9 protein-coding genes and 2 pseudogenes are annotated in these 19,334 nt (G+C 39.3%); 4 read left to right on the plus strand and 7 right to left on the minus strand.

The window, feature by feature from the left end; genetic code table 11:
* Positions 1–1,357 precede the first annotated feature (1,357 nt).
* Positions 1,358–1,516, plus strand: a complete 159-nt coding sequence (locus SAGCYANO_RS14030) for a hypothetical protein (protein WP_202220640.1) — start codon at positions 1,358–1,360, stop codon at positions 1,514–1,516.
* Between the two features lie 1,468 nt (positions 1,517–2,984).
* Here the strand turns inward: SAGCYANO_RS14030 and SAGCYANO_RS14035 are convergent.
* The 6 genes and pseudogenes from SAGCYANO_RS14035 to SAGCYANO_RS14060 all read right to left on the minus strand — a co-directional run bounded on the left by SAGCYANO_RS14035 (position 2,985) and on the right by SAGCYANO_RS14060 (position 14,584).
* Positions 2,985–5,300 (minus strand): adenylate/guanylate cyclase domain-containing protein, encoded by a 2,316-nt coding sequence (locus tag SAGCYANO_RS14035; RefSeq protein WP_307785888.1) that lies wholly within the window; start codon positions 5,298–5,300, stop codon positions 2,985–2,987.
* Between the two features lie 6 nt (positions 5,301–5,306).
* Complete coding sequence (locus tag SAGCYANO_RS14040; protein WP_202220641.1) at positions 5,307–6,068, minus strand: DUF928 domain-containing protein; 762 nt, start codon at positions 6,066–6,068, stop codon at positions 5,307–5,309.
* Between the two features lie 1,326 nt (positions 6,069–7,394).
* A complete protein-coding gene (locus SAGCYANO_RS14045) occupies positions 7,395–8,231 on the minus strand; it encodes a hypothetical protein (RefSeq protein WP_202220642.1) in 837 nt (278 codons plus the stop codon).
* A gap of 1,622 nt (positions 8,232–9,853) precedes the next feature.
* Entirely contained in the window at positions 9,854–10,744 is an 891-nt protein-coding gene (locus SAGCYANO_RS14050; RefSeq protein ID WP_202220643.1) for an aldo/keto reductase, read from the minus strand.
* Between the two features lie 223 nt (positions 10,745–10,967).
* Positions 10,968–11,183 (minus strand): aldo/keto reductase, encoded by a 216-nt coding sequence (locus SAGCYANO_RS14055; RefSeq protein WP_202220644.1) that lies wholly within the window; start codon positions 11,181–11,183, stop codon positions 10,968–10,970.
* Between the two features lie 211 nt (positions 11,184–11,394).
* Positions 11,395–14,584, minus strand: a pseudogene (locus SAGCYANO_RS14060) (DEAD/DEAH box helicase).
* 670 nt (positions 14,585–15,254) lie between these two features.
* Here SAGCYANO_RS14060 and SAGCYANO_RS14065 point away from each other — a divergent pair.
* A complete protein-coding gene (locus tag SAGCYANO_RS14065) occupies positions 15,255–15,713 on the plus strand; it encodes a hypothetical protein (protein ID WP_202220645.1) in 459 nt (152 codons plus the stop codon).
* A gap of 129 nt (positions 15,714–15,842) precedes the next feature.
* Positions 15,843–15,950, plus strand: a complete 108-nt coding sequence (locus SAGCYANO_RS50275) for a zinc ribbon domain-containing protein (protein ID WP_202220670.1) — start codon at positions 15,843–15,845, stop codon at positions 15,948–15,950.
* Positions 15,951–16,290: 340 nt separating this feature from the next.
* Here the strand turns inward: SAGCYANO_RS50275 and SAGCYANO_RS50280 are convergent.
* Positions 16,291–16,464 (minus strand): annotated as a pseudogene (locus SAGCYANO_RS50280) (hypothetical protein); the annotation flags it as partial.
* A 357-nt stretch (positions 16,465–16,821) separates the two neighbouring features.
* Here SAGCYANO_RS50280 and SAGCYANO_RS14080 point away from each other — a divergent pair.
* Positions 16,822–18,972 (plus strand): polyribonucleotide nucleotidyltransferase, encoded by a 2,151-nt coding sequence (locus SAGCYANO_RS14080; RefSeq protein ID WP_202220647.1) that lies wholly within the window; start codon positions 16,822–16,824, stop codon positions 18,970–18,972.
* The last annotated feature ends 362 nt before the right edge of the window (positions 18,973–19,334 follow it).

The following is a 19,334-nucleotide window of genomic DNA, read 5'->3' on the forward strand; positions in this document are numbered from 1 at the left end:
ATAAAGGTATTAGCCTTTTGATCGTCGAAAAAACTGTGCCTGTTTCAATTCACTTACCCTCAAAAAGTGAGTATGCGTGGGGTGAGTATGGCAGAAAAATCTCCCTAACAATTATTCCTTCTACTTTCGAGCGTCTTCCCACCCTTCCCACACGAACCAACTCCCCACATTCCCCTCCTGGGAGGGGTTAGGGGTGGGGACCCACCCCCCCCACGCTTCGCTTTTTTCAGCAAACCCTAATTACCTCGGGTTTTAACCGTTACGGAATTGAATATAAGGAAATATTATTTCTTCTCTTGGTCTGATGGATATGGCGCAGGTTTCGGAGCCATCCCACCCTACGGGAAGCTCCGAAGATAGAACTCCGTTCCGAGATACGCGTTTCGCGTCAGCGTTGCGTTGCGCCAGCTTTGCGAAGCAAAAGCAAACGACCGCTTTTTTCCCCTTAAAAGGGGAGGCTTCAAGGCGCAAATTATTTAATTAGGGCTTGCTGATTAAATATCAAACCACTTACAGATATTGATTTGCTGCCTTTTTTGATCGAAAAAAGTGCGCCTGTTTCGGTCGCTCAAGCTCATGCATGCTAGTATTTTGGGATGATTATGGCAGTTGGGTCTTGGGACAATTTTTACGACTACCTCCTCTATAATTCCCCGTTCCTTCTGTCTTCCCCTCCCCTCCAGGGAGGGGTTAGGGTGGGTTGGTCGGGGTTAGGGGTGGGTTGTCTCCTGTCTTCCCCTCCCCTCCAGGGAGGGGTTAGGGTGGGTTGGTCGGGGGAGGGGCGAGGGGTGGGTTATCTCCTACCCCTACTACTTATACTTTCCATACGCAAACCCTAATTATTAATTATTAATTATTAATTATTCGGTAAGTCTTAGCTATATTTGATGACCATCTCCCTACCTCCCTATTGTTCAAGATGATACATAGCAAACTTTTTGAAATTTGGTATTAGATTTAGCGATCGCAACCTCTATCAGTAAAATGTTGTATTTTCTAATCTTCTCCAGCCAGAGCGCTCAAAGATGAATATATATTGTGGTAAAATTTTAATTAATTCCGGATCGATTGTATATAGTATTGTAATTAATAAATAAGTTCAAGCAATTCGTAGGGATGGCCAGTTTTTATCCTCTTACATGTTGTAAATACCTAGTTAATATGATTGAGTATGTAAAATTTTTTTAAATACTCACTATATCAGGGATTCAAACAATTATTTAGTGGGATATGATAGACACAAGGGTTAGCTATGAGTTAAACTATAGATAGGATATTTAGTTGAATTCTGTTTAACCTAGTATACAACAGTATATACACTTAGATTAAATTAGAGAAGTTACTTAGGAGAAGGACAATGACACACAAACAACAAAAACCAAACCCAAAACAAGAAAGTAAATTGAAAAAGCCTATTGCTGACAAGCAGCCAACATTAGAAAAGCTAACTGATCAGGATTTAGACTCAGTAGCTGGTGGTCGTCGTTTTCGTATGCCTTATGCTCGTTGGCGTTAATACATGACAATCATCCATGTGTACTAATTAATTAATGACGGTAGTAGTGCTATCTATCACAGACATTTAGTATTAACTGCAGGTATTCCAAAAAGAATAAAAAATTGATATTCCATCTCATTCTACCTAAAAATTTCCCATATTTAAAGGTAGCGATTACTAACTAGAATATCTAGACCTAATGTAATCAGCTATCTTTATAATAATTCCAGGTTTTGATATTAACTTCTACAGCTAGAGTTAAAAATTTTTCTCTAGCCTATTTTCTCTGTAAAATTTTGCGGTTCTTAACAATAGTGTGCTCTACAATAAGGCTGCTTGGTTAGCGGTGTCAGCGCTAGTCGCTCATAGGATAAACCACGGCAGTTGTTTAAGTTGGCGGGAACCCAAGACTTTACTAACTTTTCTGTGCAGAGTGCTTTCAGAGATGCATCAATAATGTCCTATTGTCTGATGAGAGCAGGGTCAGGAGGATATCAATACACATCTCCAATAATAAAAGAAAGGCGTTGCATATTTGCGCATTAGAAGGGGTATGAGTAGTTTAGAGGGCGTTATATAAAATCCGGTTATCAGTTATCGCACTCTCTACTTCCATTCAATGCACACATAAAAAGCCAGAATATACCCAGATAATTCCTACTCTCATCCTTCCTGACTTGGTCCTGCTGACTCCTGAGTTATATCATGTCCGAACGCAATCGTTTGTGTATAAAGTTGGGGAAATATCTAGCGCCATATAAGGTTTTTCCTTCTCTTGTAGGGGCGATTTCCGTTCCGGAATTTTCCTAATTACGCGTTTGCGGAGCATGACCTAGGAAATCGCCCCTACTTCTTCCTTCTTCCTTCTTCCTTACCTTCTCTATACAATATCGATGCTACCGGACATGATATTATACGATAACTAATTATCCGGATACTATATTACATATTTGCCCATTGGAATTCTTGTTTGAGAAAAAGAGGAACTAATATCATGTTCGGACGGGTCAGTTATAAATAAAATTTCAGAACTGACAGTACCGAATAAATACTGAAATTATCTTGATTTTTCTCCTTTCTTCCCCTCCTGGGAGGGGCGAGGGGTGGGTTGACTCCTGACTTCCCTCCCTCCTGGGAGCAGGGCTAATTCATTGTCGCGCCTAGAATATTTACAACTGTATATTTTTGGTTAACTCACCTAGCAAGATGCACAAAATCTCAAAATTTCAAAGGATACAATTTTTCGATCGCGTGACGATGAATTGACAAATGCTCCCCATCCCCTACTCCCCACTCCCCACTCCCCTACTTCTTTTTCTCTCGTGACAATAAATAGACCCTGCCTCCTGGGAGGGGAGGGGCGAGGGGTGGGTTGACTCCTGAGGACTCGCTAAGTTATTTATAAGTATTCAACCGAACATGATATAAAAGATGGCTCAACCTAACTTCAATTCTGATTTCTAGTCTTCTACCCCAACAAACAATTCTATGGTTGTAAAGAAGATTGATATAAACTATCAAGCTGTTCTACAACAGATCGAGGCTTGAAAGTAAAACGGATGTAAAAAACCTTTGATGCTTCTTCTACCCTTAAGACTTTTCCATAAATATGCTCGCTCATAAACGATTGATTGCTAGGATTTAATAAATTAAGTTGGATATTACTATGAACTAATGGTAGTGAATCTTCTGAAGCATATCTGTTAATTTCTATCTCCGCTCCTCTTTGAGAAAGCTTAACTAACTTTCCCTTAAATACAGTATTACTAATATGTTTACCTTCTACAATTAAATAAAATATAGGAATTTTTTGTTCTATCGGTAAGAGAATTTCCTCCTCTTTCGGCAAAAATAGATTATATTTATCTCTAATTCCTCCCACCTCATAAATATTAATTGGATGACTAATACCTTTAGGTCTAATTTCCTTCGTACTATCTATCCTTAATTGTGAAGTACCGATCACTGCCCTAGTAGCATCAGAAATCAGAATTTGATTTCCAGTAGCATAGCTTTCTATGCGAAAAGCCAAATTAACTTCCCAACCAATAGCAGTATATTCAGTATGTTCTTCAGAGCCAATATTTCCGACTACAGCATCCCCTGTATTAATACCAATACCCATTTCCAAAGCTGGCAACCCCAGAACTTTGATTTTTTGATTAATAGATTTCATTTCTAGCTGCATTGCCACTGCACAAGCCACAGCTCTATGTGCATCATCTTCCCTAGCTGTAGGAGCGCCGAACAAAACCATTATCCCATCACCAAGTAGTTTGTCAATACTACCACCATATTTTGTAATTATTTTTAATATATCTTTGAGATAAATATTAATAATTTCTACAACACTTTCTGAGGATAGTTGCTCAGAAATGGCAGTGAAGCCTCTTAGATCGGAAGTTAATACAGTTATACATTGCCTCTTACCTCCTATTTTTAAACCCTCTTTACTTTCCAATAAGTTCTTGACTATTTCATTGGAGTGATAACGAGCAAAAGTTTTTCTAATCAAACTAGCAGTGCCAGCAACATAACCTGTAATGGCAAATGAAGAAACTACTATTGCCAATAAAGGAGGCACTACAGGAAGCCACCATCCCCAAATAAACATAATATAAGTGCTAAGAAAAATGATCGCAGATTCTAGGGTGAGATGCTTCAATAATGTTAGTGACAAGAATTTTTGGGTTTGATTTTGCCACTGCCATGTAACTGTGGCACTAACTCCAGACCAGATAAAAATCCATAACCATTCCTGGGGTTCAGACCAAGTTTTGATTAAGGGACGTTCATTTAGGGCCGCACTAATAATTTGACTAATAAAATTTGCTTGCAGTTCTACTCCTGCCATTGGTATTGGTGGAGCTAGCAAATGACTACTGTAGGGTGTATAGAATAGATCGTTGAAGCTTTCTCCTACTGCTCCAATCAGAATTATGCGATCGCGTCCCCAGTCTGGAGGGACTCGGTCGTCAAGAATATCTGTCAGAGAAACTTTTTCAAAATGACTACTTGGCCCTCTATAGTTAATTAATAACTGATATCCACGAGCATCAGCTCTTACATAAGCACCATCATTTTTTTGAAAAGGAGGGAAAACTTGACTTCCCACCCGCCAGCGATCAGTTCCCTCTACTATTTCTGCTCTAATATTTTCCTTTTCTAAATAAAGCAATGCTAAATGCAGGGCAAAACTATAAATAATTTCCCCATCTTTATTATCTAAATAAAACAAGCCTCGCCGAGATCTGTTATCTGCATCGACAGGGGTATCATTTGCTCCTACTTGTCCTTTTTCTTGTAAAGCAGGTGGTGCTGCTACTCCTTCTCCTCTATCATCCCCTACTACTTTTTGGATGCCAACTAAATTAGGAGTGTTTTGAAATACTTTAACCAGTTCTCGATAACCAGGCGGTACAGGTAAATTTCGGTAAATATCTAAACCAATAGCCCTGGGTTCCATTGCTTTGAGTTTTTTGAGCAGCTTGGCAAGAGTTGCGTCAGGAATTGTTCCCCGACCTACTCTGCGTATATCCGCTTCATCAATACCAACAATTACGATACGTTTGTCCCTTGGAGGTAAAGGTCTATTTCTGATATAAAAGTCGTATGTACCCCACTCCCAGAGTTGCAATATTCCAGTTAGACGTAGTAATATCACTAATATAGTTACGCAGGGAGTAGTTATCCACACCCCGCGCCACTGCCAAATTAATGATTTAGCTCTTGATCCACAAGAATCATAATGAGATTTCACTAAAGGTTTCTCAATATGTTTAACTTTTAGGTAATCTAACAATTTATCTTACCTTTTAGCGGGTTTTATTTCCTGACAACAATCAAAGATTTGAATATCGGCATAGTCCCCTAGTCCAACTGATTTTAACAGTTCTCTCCAGGCATTAGGATTAGCAACACGAGATTTTTCTAAAGTTGTAATTGTTTCGCTCCAAACTGATGATTCAGCATAGAGTTTAGCTTGGTCTAATGGTTTTTCCTGCAGTTCTTTTAATTTATCTTCCGTTTCTGGCTTGAGAGTTGTACGTTCTAGCAAGCTATTAATGTAAAAATCTAAACTACGATTATCTGGATCGCAAACTATGCCAAAGTGCCAAATATAAGTGTTATTCGGTTTTAATTCAACTGTTTTTGGCAAACTTACTTTGATAATTCCAGCGGAGTCAGGCAGAGATAAACCTATTTTATATATTGGTTCTCTGACTCTATTTGTCCAATCAAATAAAGCAAATTCTGCCTTTCGTTTACTACTTTTAGGAACATAAAGGTAAATATTTGGGTTAGGACTAACTGTTGTACCAATGTTATTTTCTGGTACTACGACCGTTAGGTTGCTTAGTTCTTGTTTAATTATTGGATTACAAGGGCCGCGAGACCCAGCTCCTCTAGTTCTCGATGGCGCACCTCTGGAGGTTGTTGGTGGAAATGTTACGGCCTGTAATTGTGGGCTTGATTCCACCTTAGTTTTTCCAGTTTGAGGGTGATTGACTGGAGGAGCTGAAACTAAAAGACCTACTAAAGAAAGTCCTAAAAAGTTTCGTACAAACATGATAAAAAATCACCACCGTTAAGCTAAAGTTATATAGCTATTGGTATTTTTAGCTATTTTATATGATTATAACATATAGTTGTTTTACATTATCGATAATTAATAGAATAACTAAGTTATAATTATTAAGTTTGTGTGGGGTAATTATTATGCGAGAATGGAACTGCTAATTTAGCAATAGTAATTAACAGATTAAGATTTTTTATATCGGGAGTAGGGAGTAGGGGAAATAATTGATAAATAAGAGTGGGATAATTGATTTTATTTTTTATGATCGCCAGATGTCTATATAGTTAGTATTGCTTTACAGAGTTGCCAGATTATTTTTTCAGCGAAATAGTTATTTTTTCTTCTGCTGAAAACTGTCTTGTTGGTTTTTATTGTTCTTTTTTTCAAGTATTTATTTTTTTGTTCGCATCTCAAATTTAGAGACTAAATATAATATAGCCATTCCCAGGAAGCGTGAGGTACGCGCATTCGTTGGTTTTAGGGAAAACTTAACTGGGAATAGAAGACAAATTAAAGATAGGTGTACCTCATTAGGTTGAGAAGCGCTATGTACGCGTACTGTAAGTTTTTTTTGGTAGTCATTCTTGTGTAATAGTAAATAGGAACAATTCAATAATTGATAATTGATAATTGATAATTGATAATTACCTCTCCCTAAAACGGATAGGATTGAATAAAAGGAAAATTTTTTCTCTCTGGGTCTGATGGATATGGCTCCGAGACCCGCTCTGATCAGAGCCGCTCCGCTTCATATTTAGAGCCTAAATATAATATAGCAATTCCCAGGAAGCTTGAGGTACGCGCATTAGTTGGTTTTAGGGAAAACTTAACTGGGAATAGAAGACAAATTAAAGATAGGTGTACCTTATTAGGTTGAGAAACGCTATGTACGCGTACTGTAAGTTTTTTTTGGTAGTCATTCTTGTGTAATAGTAAGTAGGAACAATTCAATAATTGATAATTGATAATTGATAATTGATAATTGATAATTACCTCTCCCTAAAACGGATAGGATTGAATAAAAGGAAAATTTTTTCTCTCTGGGTCTGATGGATATGGCTCCGAGACCCGCTCTGATCAGAGCCGCTCCGCTTTATATGTTGCGGAGCAAAACGCCATCCCACCCTACCGGAAGCTACGCTTTTTCCGTTTGTCATGCTCCGCAAAGATGTTGCGTAGCAAAACGACCGCTTGTTTCTTCACGGCGAGTGAGAGGATTTTTACCTTAACTATTCGGTAATGCCGAGTGCGGGTATGGCCGCGAGAAAGTCCTAATGCTGAGTGCTGAATGCTGAGTGCTGAATGCTATTTTATTATTCATTTATCTTGTCCCTGGTTTAAGGCAGTAATAACTGCCTGCTGACTAATATTTTGATAAATTTTCTTAAAATAATCCTCGATAATATTGGCAGATGTACCTAAAGGAAGAGGTCCTAAAACATCTAAAACTGTCTCATTACTTGGGGGTGGTGTAATTACTACTAGGGATGAATCTAGCTTTTGTTTGTATTCCCAAAAATGTTCAAAATTTATAGATTCTTGAGTTGCTGAAGTTGGAGATTTTTGTGTTTTTTCTGTTGTGTTTTTTTCTTTGATTGTGGAATTTTTTTCTTGACTTTGACCACGTTTTTGCCGGAGAATTTCTAATATTTTTTCTTTGCTACGACCGCGTAATTGAAATAATAAAAATGGATCGTCACTAAAGCGATCGCCTAATATATAATAAACTGCTGCGATATGTTTACAAACTCTTTTTGGGTCTGGGCAGTCACATTTAGCATGGATATCATCTAAGGTAAATGGAAATAGTCTTAAACCATTAACAGCAAAAACTTCTTCTATATTTTGAGGCATTTCTCCTGCTAATAATTTGGCAGTAAAAATTGCTCTTTGTGACATTGTTTCAATGACATAATTCCAGTCTTCATCACTAAAAGTATCTAACCATAATGATTGTTTATAAGGTTCTGGAGCTGTTCCTTGAACTTGGGAAATAATTTCTTTGTCTTTAAATTCTATACTGAGAACATTTCCTTGTCTGGCATAATTTCTTGCTCTTTCTAATCGTTTTTTAAATCGATAAGAATTTAACAAGTCTATCCATTGTTGAGTCCACCATTCTTTATCGTTTTGTGAGTTGTTGTAGTTAGTCATTGGGTTATTACAGCAGTTATCGAGTTGATGAGGTACAAAGTTTTATTGCTCTAGTGCCGCTACGCGGAAGTCAAAAGTCGTAGGGGCGAATGGCATTTGCGCTCCGCAAAGCTCCGAATGGCAACGGTACAAAAGCGAGTGCGGTCTTGGCGAGGTTTCCTACGGGACGCCTACTGTGCGGAAGTAATTCCGCACACAGCACCTCCAGAATGTAAGACGCACATCTGACAGTCAATCATTTTTGATTAGACATCTCCAGAAAAGAGGGAGTAGGCAGTAGGGACGTTGCATGCAACGTCCGTACAGCAGTAGGGAGAAATAATTGATAATTTATGTGTGAGAATTGATTTGATTTTTGATTTTTGGAGATGTCTATTTGTAATTGTTTTAGGATTTTGTAACTGGTCAGTTATTTCCGCCATCCTGCACTAGGGAACAGGGAACAGGGAACAGGGAACAGGGAACAGGGAACAGAGGACAGGGGACAGGGGACAGGGGAATAAATAGTCTTATAACTGTACCTCACTATCCTCAAAAGTGCTGTAATATCATGTCCGGATAATTAGTTATAAAAAAACTTTCTCCTTCAACTCCAGTTGTTCTTCTTTCTTCCCCTCCACGGTCGGGGGAGGGGCGAGGGGTGGGTTGACTCCTGAGGACTCCGTAGTTATTTATTTATCACTGTTTAACCGGACATGATATTAAGTGGACTGACACAGCTAAAACTGTGCAATAGATTGTTATTTCTATGTGTCTTTATCTCCCCACCCTCCCCACACTCCCTACGCTTCCCACCCTTACCATCTAGGTATCTTTATCTCCCCCACTTCCCTACTCCCCCACTTCCCTACTCCCTAATGCACCATTTAAGGTGTGTCAGTCCAGTAAGTACCTGCGCAAAATTAATTTAACATTTGTAAACAGGGAATAGGGAATAGGGCAATAAAAAATATACTTTTGTCCACAAGATGTCAATCTATAGCGCTGTGCGCAGGCAACAGGCAATAGGCAACAGCTCCGGAAGGGGGAATAAAAAACCGATAATATAAGACTTTTAGCTATTGGACAGTTCCTGTAATTTGTACATTGCTATAAAAATAATTTTTCCCACTTACTTATTTAAGCTGACCATCAAATATACACAGGACTTACCCATAACCAGCAGGTATAGTAGGGGTTAACGGTCGTTAACCCCTACAAATGGTTTATCTCAACGTTGGTTGAAGACCCGCGCTCTCCCGAAGGGGAGCGTCGGGATGTTTGCGCAGCATTCCGCAGGAAAAACCAATCAATAAGAGCGGTTCTTACAATAGTGTGCTATCCTAAATAGGATAAGGCTGCTGGGCTAGCAGTGTCAGTCTGTGGAGCGCGCCTTTAGACCGAAAAGAGGTTCGGCCTCGGAGGCTGGTGCTATGTTAGCGCAGCTCCTCTGTCAAGAGGCAGCAGAAAGTCCCTATCAGTGATGGAGCGGGAATCCTGCGCTGTCACGCAAGTGCAGCGTCGGGAGGATGTCAAGATATCGTCTTTTGCTTAAGTCCTGAGTATGTCAAACAGTCAATCATATCATTTTCGGTTGAATACTGACAGCACTTCCCACAAAAAACTTGATTTTCAAAAATTGTCTAACGATTGACTCGGCTCATATCAGGGTAGCGATCGCCTGTGGCTACTCCCTGGGGTGCTACGGCTTCAATTCGTTTGAGTTCCTCTGGAGTCAAGATAAGACCGACAGCACCTACATTTTCTTCCAGATATTTGCGACGCTTAGTACCAGGAATTGGCACAATATCATTCCCTTGAGCGAGTAACCAGGCGATCGCTAGTTGAATAGGTGTTACTCCTTTCGCTTTAGCTATCTCTTCAACCTGCTCGACTACCGCCAAATTTCTGTTAAAGTTCTCTCCCTGAAAGCGCGGTGAGTGGCGACGGTAATCATCTTCTGGAATATCATCGGGACTTTTAAATTGTCCGGACAAAAAGCCACGACCCAAGGGACTGTAAGCCACAAAGCCAATACCTAACTGGCGCACGGTGGGTAATATCTCATCTTCAGGTTCGCGACTCCAAAGAGAATACTCTGTTTGCAAAGCACTAATTGGATGCACAGCTTGAGCGCGACGAATACTTGCAGGTGCAGCTTCAGATAGTCCCAGGTAACGTACCTTACCCTGTTGCACTAATTCTGCCATTGCGCCTACAGTATCCTCAATTGGTACTTCAGGATCGACGCGATGCTGATAATAGAGGTCTATTGTGTCAATACCTAAACGTTTTAAGGAAGCATCACAAGCTTGATGCACATATTCGGGTTTTCCGTTAACGCCTTGAAAACTTCCGTCCTCGCCACGAACAATGCCGAACTTAGTGGCTAACACTACACGTTCACGGCGATCGGCGATCGCTTTAGCTGTTCGGGCGAGAAGCCCCAAGTCATAATCTCCGATTTGACGATGGGATGAATCGCCAGTAAAATAGTTAATGTAGGTAAAGTTAAAGAAAAGAGCGAAGGCCACCTACAAACTGAACCTAGACAACTGAAAGTATGGGGTTTTACAAGGAATTGTGCAGAAATTGCAGCCGCCACTTGTATGTAAAACTTTCAAGGAAAATAGGTAGAGCGAGATTTTTCTACTCCTTCTCCGGTGGGGCAGCACGGGGAAGTAAAACCAAAGCTCGTGAAATGTCCGACGGGTTGCCGGGAGTCAACGAGAAGCCTGCGCTATAGCTCGCAAGAGTTTAGCGACGGGAACTGTCACCAACTAGCTCCTCATTATCGCCCATTCCGTACATATCAGCAGTATCAAGTAGGGTAACCCCCAGTTCAAGAGCGCGGTGAATTGTGGCGATCGCTTCTTGTTCATTACGTCCGCTGTAAAACTCTGACATTCTCATGCACCCGAGTCCGAGAGCTGAAACTTCTAGTCCTTGAGTACCTAGTTTACGTATTTCCATTTTGATTCTCCTATTTAATCGATCGTACTTTTCTTTCTCAAGGTGAATGTTGCATTGAAACCTCACCTAATAATTAATAATTGAACAATTCAGGTTTTAAGCCTCTCATGAGCAAGGAGAAACAAGCAAAAATTTTCCTTTTATTCAATCAATTCCGTTTTAGGGAGAGGTAATTATCAATTATCAATTATCAATTATCCATTATTGAAACCTACTCTTCCTCAATTACTTTATTTCTATCAAGTATTAATAAATTTCTCAACTGGTCTGTATCTAGTTCAGTTAACCATTGTTCTCCTGCACCTACTACTTGCTCTGCTAGTTCTTTTTTACTTTCAATTAAATCGTGTATTTTCTCTTCTAAAGTTCCAGTACAGACAAATTTATGTACCTGAACATTCCGGGTTTGACCAATTCTAAATACCCTGTCTGTAGCCTGATTTTCTACTGCAGGGTTCCACCATCGATCAAAGTGAAAAACATGATTAGCACGAGTTAAATTTAAACCAGTACCTCCCGCTTTTAAAGAAAGAATCATTACTGGTGGACCTTGAGGGTCTTGTTGGAATCTGTCTACCATTTCTTCTCTTTTATTTTTGCGAGTTGCTCCATATAAAAATGATACTTCTCTGCCTAATTTTTCTTGCAAATAAGGTTGTAAAACTTTTCCCCATTCGGCAAATTGAGTAAAAATAATAGCTCTTTCTGTTTCTGAAATTATTTCTTCTAACATGGCAAATAAACGTTGCAGTTTTCCTGAATTTTTATCGCTAATTTCTAGTTTTTCCTACTACCTTTTTTAATCTGTAGAAGTACGGGATGATTACAAAGTTGTTTGAGTTTTACCAATAGGGCTAAAACTTTTCCTTTTCGCTGAATACCATCAGCAGCTTCAATCTCTGCTAAGGAAGTTTCTACTATGTCTTGATAAAGTTTTGCTTGCTCATTTGCTAATGGGCAAAAGATAGTATTTTCTTGTTTTTCTGGCAAGTCTTGAATAATATCTTTATCAGTTTTGAGCCGACGTAGAATAAATGGTTGAACCAGAGAACGCAAAGTTTGTAATGAATTTGTATCCCCATACTTTTCAATAGGAATAGCAAAGCGACGTTGGAAAAATTGTTTTTTCCTAAATATCCAGGATTCAAAAAATCTAAAATTGACCATAATTCTGAAAGGCGATTTTCTACAGGAGTTCCTGTTAAACCAATTCTAAAAGATGCTTCTAATTTTCTCACCGCTTGAGATTGTTTTGCCTCTGGATTTTTGATATTTTGAGCTTCATCAACTATTACTGCCTGCCATTTTACTGTCTGTAATATTTTTTCATCTCGATACAATAAAGCGTAACTGGTAATTACTAAATTTTTGTCTTTAATTACTTTGAGAAACTCTTTACCTTTGGCACGTTTATCACCATGATGTACTATTACTTTTAAGGTTGGTCCGAATTTTTTAACTTCCCGTTCCCAGTTCCCTAATACTGAAGTAGGGCATACTAATAATGTAGGTGCTTCTAGTAATTCTTGTTCTTGTTGATTGAGAAGAAAGGCTATTGTTTGGATGGTCTTACCGAGGCCCATGTCATCGGCCAAACAAGCACCTAAACCCCAACGTTCCAAAAATGTTAACCAACTGACGCCCCGCGCTTGATAAGGACGTAGTTCACCGCGAAAATTCTTCGGAGTCGGAATTTCCTCTAAGGAACGATTATTTGTCAAAGTGTCCAGAAGTTCTTGGAGTTGACCGCCAGCTTCAAAATTAACGACGGGTAACTTTTCCATAACTTGAGTGTCTCCAGTGGCCAATCGCAAAGCATCTTCTAAAGATAAGGCCATTTCATCTTGACGACTGGCAAAGAAATTTTGGGCTGCCCGCACATCTTGAGGTTGTAGTTCGACCCACTCGCCGTTAATTTCTACTAGGGGACTATCTTTTGCCACTAATTGATTAAATTCAGCTTTAGTTAATTTCTGACCTCCAATAGACAATTCCCACTGGAAATTGAGGAGACTTTTTAAGCCTAATCTTTCAGTTTTTTTAATTTTTGGAGCTTGGGCACGAATACTTAGACCTAAGCGGGAAGCCCATCCTTCTCTATTAGCTAAACTAGGTGGTAAAATAACTCCTAAACCACTGTCTGTAAACCGCCAACTCCCACTTTTAATAAATGCATAAGCTTGGTGTGGAGTTAATTGGCAATTTTGGGGAGTTGCTTGTTGTAAACTAGGTTCAATAATTGGATAAATTCTTGATGCTAAACCTAAGCCACTGAGCAGTGTTTCTTGAGGAAATTTAATTGTTCGTCCTTGATAGTTGAAACTTGCTACAGGATTTTTCCAAATTGTATTGGCATCGACTAAAAAGTCTGGGTCGTCTATTGCTTGAAGACAATATTCTAGAGTCCAATCTTTGGAATTTTTGGATGGTGAATGAAGGTGAAAACAGCTAATGAATTGATTTTCTGTAGTTTGATATTGTTGGAGTGGGGATTGCCAATTATTAAGTATTTTGCTAATTTGCTGTGTTTCTTTAGTGGCAGGTAATTTTAAAACTGATTGTTCTGATAAGGATTTTAACCATTGTTTAATTGCGGGATTTAATGAGGCAATTTCTGTTTGAGATATTTCGGATGATATTTGTCTAATTTGTGCGTCTATTGTTTTTTGCAAGAAATCTTGGAGTAGTTCTTGACTTGCTCTGAGGTTTGGTAATTTTGAAGTGTTATTTTTGGGGATTATTTGTAGATTTTCTAAGGAATCTAAGGAAATAGGCGACTGCCAATCTAGTTGATATGTGCGACAAACAAGAGGCATTTGTAGGGTAAAATTTTTCAGTCGATTTTGGTCTGTAGCACTATCAAGTAAGGGTTGCCAAATAGCAAAGTTTTGTTCATTTGATTGTTGTTCAATAGTTGGTAAAAATTTACATCTTGCTAATAAGTCAAGACTCCATCTAGCAACATGAGACCAAAATCTTAAATCTGCCCCAATAAAAGATTCCGTGATGTTGCCCAGAGGAAAAGAGCGTAAAAATTCTATTGTTTGTATAGGGTCTAGGCAAATTCCTTCTATTTGCCAGGGATAAAGATATAATTTTTCTGTGGTTTCTGAAAAATTAGTAGCAGAATGAAGTGGGTATAGTTTTTGGCTAGATTCTAATGATTTTGTGGGAAAAGCTAAAGTTTGGTTTGTGGTAATTTTCTGATTTTTTAAAGAGATATCAGTCTTTTCCTGAAATAGCTTCAAAAGTTCATTTCCAGTTATTGCATAAGGATTATTAATTATTTTTCCTGTTTCACCAGCGTCATCTTCTGTAATTCTGCGCCAAATTTCTCCCCAAATAAAGAAATAACTATCTTGTTCAGACTGAGCAAACCAAAAACCATGTAAAATCGCCATATTAAATATCTATCAAAAAGGTTATATTTTGACTACTAAATTTTTCTACTGTAAATCTTTCAATAATGAAATTTAACAATGAAAAATGGCATCCGAGTTCAAATAACTGGATGCAAACTTCATCATTTGCGATGAAAGGTAAGTAGGATTATTATAGCGGTTTATCTTCAGTAAAATTCTAGAGATATTAGGAGAGTTGGAAAATTTCACTACTCATCCCTCTGAGGTTAGTGCTGCATAAAATGAATTAACAACGATAGGTCTGTTTTTTGCCTCCTTAAATTGGGGATTTGAGACTACTGGTGTTGGCGATGCCGTGGCCAATTTTCAGATGGGAAATTTAGATGATTAAAATCAGTCACAAATTTGGGTTAGAATTCGTCTTAATTAAAACGGGGGATTTGAGACTATTGGTTGGTGTTGGCGATGCCGTGGCCAATTTTCAGATGGGAAATTTAGATGATTAAAATCAGTCACAAATTTGGGTTAGAATTCGTCTTAATTAAAACCTCAGCTTGATAAAAACTATTTTATCGAACTGAAGTTAAGTTGGCCATTGAAGCTGACTCCGCTGTAGCTCAACTCCATCGTTATGCTTGCAGCAAGTTTAAGTCGTTTGCACCAATCTCAAGTTTGCAAACAGAAAAAAAGTTGAATTTAGGAGATTCAAATGAAAAACATGACAAAATCTGCTCTGGTATTTGCGCTATCCTGTCTTATGGTAGTTGTATCCTTCTTTGCATCGGCAGAAAGTAGTTTAGCTGATTCAGCACGATGCTATTGGATGGAAACCTATACAGGCCAATACACCTGGGTTGATGCACCTCAAGGCGATATTGACAAAGAAGAATGCTATACCCTTGATAGTTGTGATGGCGGACTAGGAGCATCTGGTGGCGGTTGTTATAAGTGGGCAACATCACCCGACGCCAAGCGGATTCCTTGGGAACAATGCTTTTGGATGGAAACCTATACAGGCCAATACACCTGGGTTGATGCACCTCAAGGCGATATTGACAAAGAAGAATGCTATATCCTTGATAGTTGTGATGGCGGACTAGGAGCATCTGGTGGCGGTTGTTATAAGTGGGCTATAACAGCCGATGGTCCCCGAATTCCATGGAGTTAAGCATATAATTTAGAGAATGCAGCTTTTTGAGAAGCTGCAGATTCTAGCGATCCATCTCAGGGAAGTTGTGGTGTTCCGGATAATAGTTTTCCTTGGAGCATTGACTTAATCAGAGAATAACGATTAAATCTGAGAACTTATGATTGCCCAGAATGTGGCTTATCAATGGATAGAGATTTAAATGCCAGTATAAATTTAACAAATGCGGTCGGCTCGGTCGTGAATGCCTGTGGATGAGTAACCGCCAACGGTAGGGACGTTGCATGCAACGTCCGTACAGCAGGAAGTAAACAGCCTCCTAGGTCGGATCTACGCTATCAAATTGTCACGTTATGTGACGCTTTGTATCAGTTTTATAGAGCAGTCAATTGATATCCTACGGAACCTAACATCAACGTCAGTTCGACAGATGCTCAAAACCTGATTATTCTGTTAGCACACTAAACAGCTCGGTTTTTATTGAATTGACGTTAACATTAACACCCAAGTCTTGCCCTAATAAAAACAAAGCCCCTGGAAATATTCCTCCAGGGGTTTCTTGTGAGTTTAGCGATCTTTGAATTCTGCGAATCAAATTTAGTGCAAACCGCTCCCCCGTTCGACCGTTAACTAACAAAACTCCTCCAGTTGCTCCATACAAACAAGTGTTGCCGACAATGGGATTTTCCCCAGGCTCGTCTCTGGAGGAATGCTTCAGAAAATGTATGATAGCGGTTTTCAAATAGATAGATAGATAGACTAAAGTGGCCAAAGCATTCTCCTACTCCCTATTCCCTACTCCCGCGCACCAAAATAATTTTGTAGTCTAGTCTACTTAAATGAAAAGCGCTGTAACTTGCTCTATACCCATGGGGAAGAAAAATTTCACTCTCCATCATTAGCTTTTTTCGTATAACTTTTGTTATGGCAAGGTTTGACAATTTTTTTTCTCATGCAAAATTTAAGGAGTGTCAGTCAACTACTAGACTTCAAAAAACTTCTGACTTCTGACTTCTTAATTATGACTTCTGACTTCTGACTTCTGACTTCTAACAATTGCCCCAGTAACAGTGTTACGATTTCCACAGAAGCGAAAGAATAATATGATTAGAGAAGGAAAAAAAACTGGATGGAAGAGATAGACAAATCCATATCCTTTGATGGAAGGGATATTAGACTAAAAGTTGGTTTATTTGCGCCTCAAGCTGGTGGTGCCGTGATGATAGAGTCAGGAGACACAGCGGTGTTAGTGACGGCCACCACTGCCCCAGGTAGAGAAGGAATAGATTTCCTACCCCTTTTAGTGGACTACGAAGAAAGACTCTACGCCGGTGGTAAAATTCCAGGTGGTTTTTTGCGTAGGGAAGGTCGCCCACCAGAAAAGGTAACACTGACTGGTCGTTTGATTGATAGGCCGCTACGCCCTTTATTTCCTAGTTGGTTGCGAAATGATATTCAAATTGTGGCCACAACTTTGTCCATGGATGAAGAGGTGCCACCAGATGTGCTAGCTGTGACGGGTGCTTCTGTGGCAGTATTACTAGCTCAATTACCATTTTATGGCCCAATGGCGGCAGTACGGGTAGGTTTGGTAGGAGACGATTTTATTATCAATCCAACTTACCGTGAAGTCAAAAATGGCGATTTAGATTTGGTTGTTGCTGGGTCTCCCCAAGGGGTGATTATGGTAGAAGCAGGGGCAAATCAATTACCAGAACAAGATATTATTGAGGCAATTGATTTTGGTTATGAAGCAGTTTGTGACCTCATTCAAGCTCAACGAGAAATTATTGCGGAAATGGGTATAGAACTTGTTGAGTCGGAAGCTCCGGAAGTAGACCCAACTTTAGAAGACTATATCAAAGACAAGGCAACAGATTCTATCAAACAGATATTATCTGAATACGACCTGGATAAAAATCAGCGGGATGAAAAACTTGATGCAATTAAAGAGTCTATTGCAGAAGCGATCGCTGAACTACCTGAAGAGGAACCAGTAAAGGTATTCATTGAATCAGATAGTATGGCATTAGGGAACGTTTTTAAGGGCGTCACCAAAAAGCTGATGCGTAAACAAATTATTGATGAAGGTATCAGGGTTGATGGTCGTAAATTAGATGAAGTCCGTCCTGTTTCTTGTCGAGTAGGAGTTTTGCCACCACGAGTCCACGGTAGTTCTCTATTTAATCGAGGTTTGACTCAAGTAATGTCTGCGGTAACTCTGGGAACTCCTGGTGATGCTCAAGAATTAGCAGATGACTTACATCCCCAAGACGAAAAACGTTATCTGCACCATTATAATTTCCCTCCTTTTTCTGTGGGAGAAACCAAACCATTGCGATCGCCTGGTCGTCGTGAAATAGGTCACGGTGCTTTAGCTGAACGTGCGTTGAACCCAGTTATACCAACAGCGGATATTTTTCCCTATGTTATTCGAGTGGTTTCAGAGGTGCTTTCTTCAAATGGTTCAACTTCTATGGGTTCCGTTTGTGCTTCGACTTTGGGTTTAATGGATGCTGGTGTTCCTATTACGAAACCTGTAAGTGGAGCAGCTATGGGTTTAATTAAAGAAGAAGATGAAGTTCGTATCCTCACAGATATTCAAGGTATTGAAGACTTCTTGGGTGATATGGATTTCAAAGTCGCTGGTACTGATAGTGGTATCACAGCTTTGCAGATGGATATGAAAATTACAGGTTTGCCTCTAGCAGTAATTTCTGATGCAATTCATCAAGCTAAACCTGCACGGATACATATTTTGGAGAAGATGCTTGGTACTATCGATCAAGCTCGTCCAGATATGTCACCTTATGCACCACGACTGTTAACATTTAAGATTAGTCCAGACATGATTGGTTTAGTTATTGGACCTGGTGGTAAAACTATCAAGGGTATTACTGAGGAAACGGGTGTCAAAATTGATATTGATGATGATGGGACGGTGACTATTGCAGCGACTGATGGCGAAAAGGCTAAACAAGCTTGCAATATTATCCAAGGTATGACCAAGAAACTGAATGCTGGAGATGTTTATGTTGGTCGTGTGACTCGAATTATTCCTATTGGTGCTTTTGTGGAAGTGTTTCCAGGAAAGGAAGGAATGGTTCATATATCTCAAATTGCAGATTATCGTGTTGGTAAAGTTGAAGATGAGTTAGCAGTTGGAGATGAAGTAATTGTTAAGGTACGAGAAATTGATGCTAAGGGTCGGGTGAATTTAACTCGTTTGAATATTCATCCTGATGAAGCTGCTGCTGCTCGTGCTAATGCAATGCAATGAGTTCTTAAATAAGCGTTCGGAACTCAGCACTCAGCAGTAAATATGTGCGTTTGCGGAGTATTCCGGAACGGAAAGGGGATTTTCAACCCCTACCTCTAAAAGCTGAATCTCGCAGTTTCGACCTAGGAGACTAGCTGTTTGCGGAGCATTCCGTCAGGAAATGCGCTTAAGCTAATAGCTAGTTAAAGATAGTTACAAGTCAAAAGTCAAACGTCAGAAATGGGTATTCATTAATTGATAATGGATAATGAATAATGGATAATTACCTCGGGTTTTAAGCGTTACGGAATTGAATATCAGGAAATCTGATTTCTTTTTTCTCCTTGCTAATGAGAGACTTTAAATCTTTGGGGGTTAATTAT

This window comes from Okeania sp. KiyG1 (assembly GCF_014132355.1).
Taxonomy (GTDB): Bacteria; Cyanobacteriota; Cyanobacteriia; order Cyanobacteriales; family Microcoleaceae; genus Okeania.

Coding starts and splice junctions, on each gene's coding strand:
- SAGCYANO_RS14030 (WP_202220640.1), top strand. CDS start 1,358: ATGACACACAAACAACAAAAACCAAACCCAAAACAAGAAAGTAAATTG.
- SAGCYANO_RS14040 (WP_202220641.1), bottom strand. CDS start 6,068: ATGTTTGTACGAAACTTTTTAGGACTTTCTTTAGTAGGTCTTTTAGTT.
- SAGCYANO_RS14045 (WP_202220642.1), bottom strand. CDS start 8,231: ATGACTAACTACAACAACTCACAAAACGATAAAGAATGGTGGACTCAA.
- SAGCYANO_RS14055 (WP_202220644.1), bottom strand. CDS start 11,183: ATGGAAATACGTAAACTAGGTACTCAAGGACTAGAAGTTTCAGCTCTC.
- SAGCYANO_RS14065 (WP_202220645.1), top strand. CDS start 15,255: ATGAAAAACATGACAAAATCTGCTCTGGTATTTGCGCTATCCTGTCTT.
- SAGCYANO_RS14080 (WP_202220647.1), top strand. CDS start 16,822: ATGGAAGAGATAGACAAATCCATATCCTTTGATGGAAGGGATATTAGA.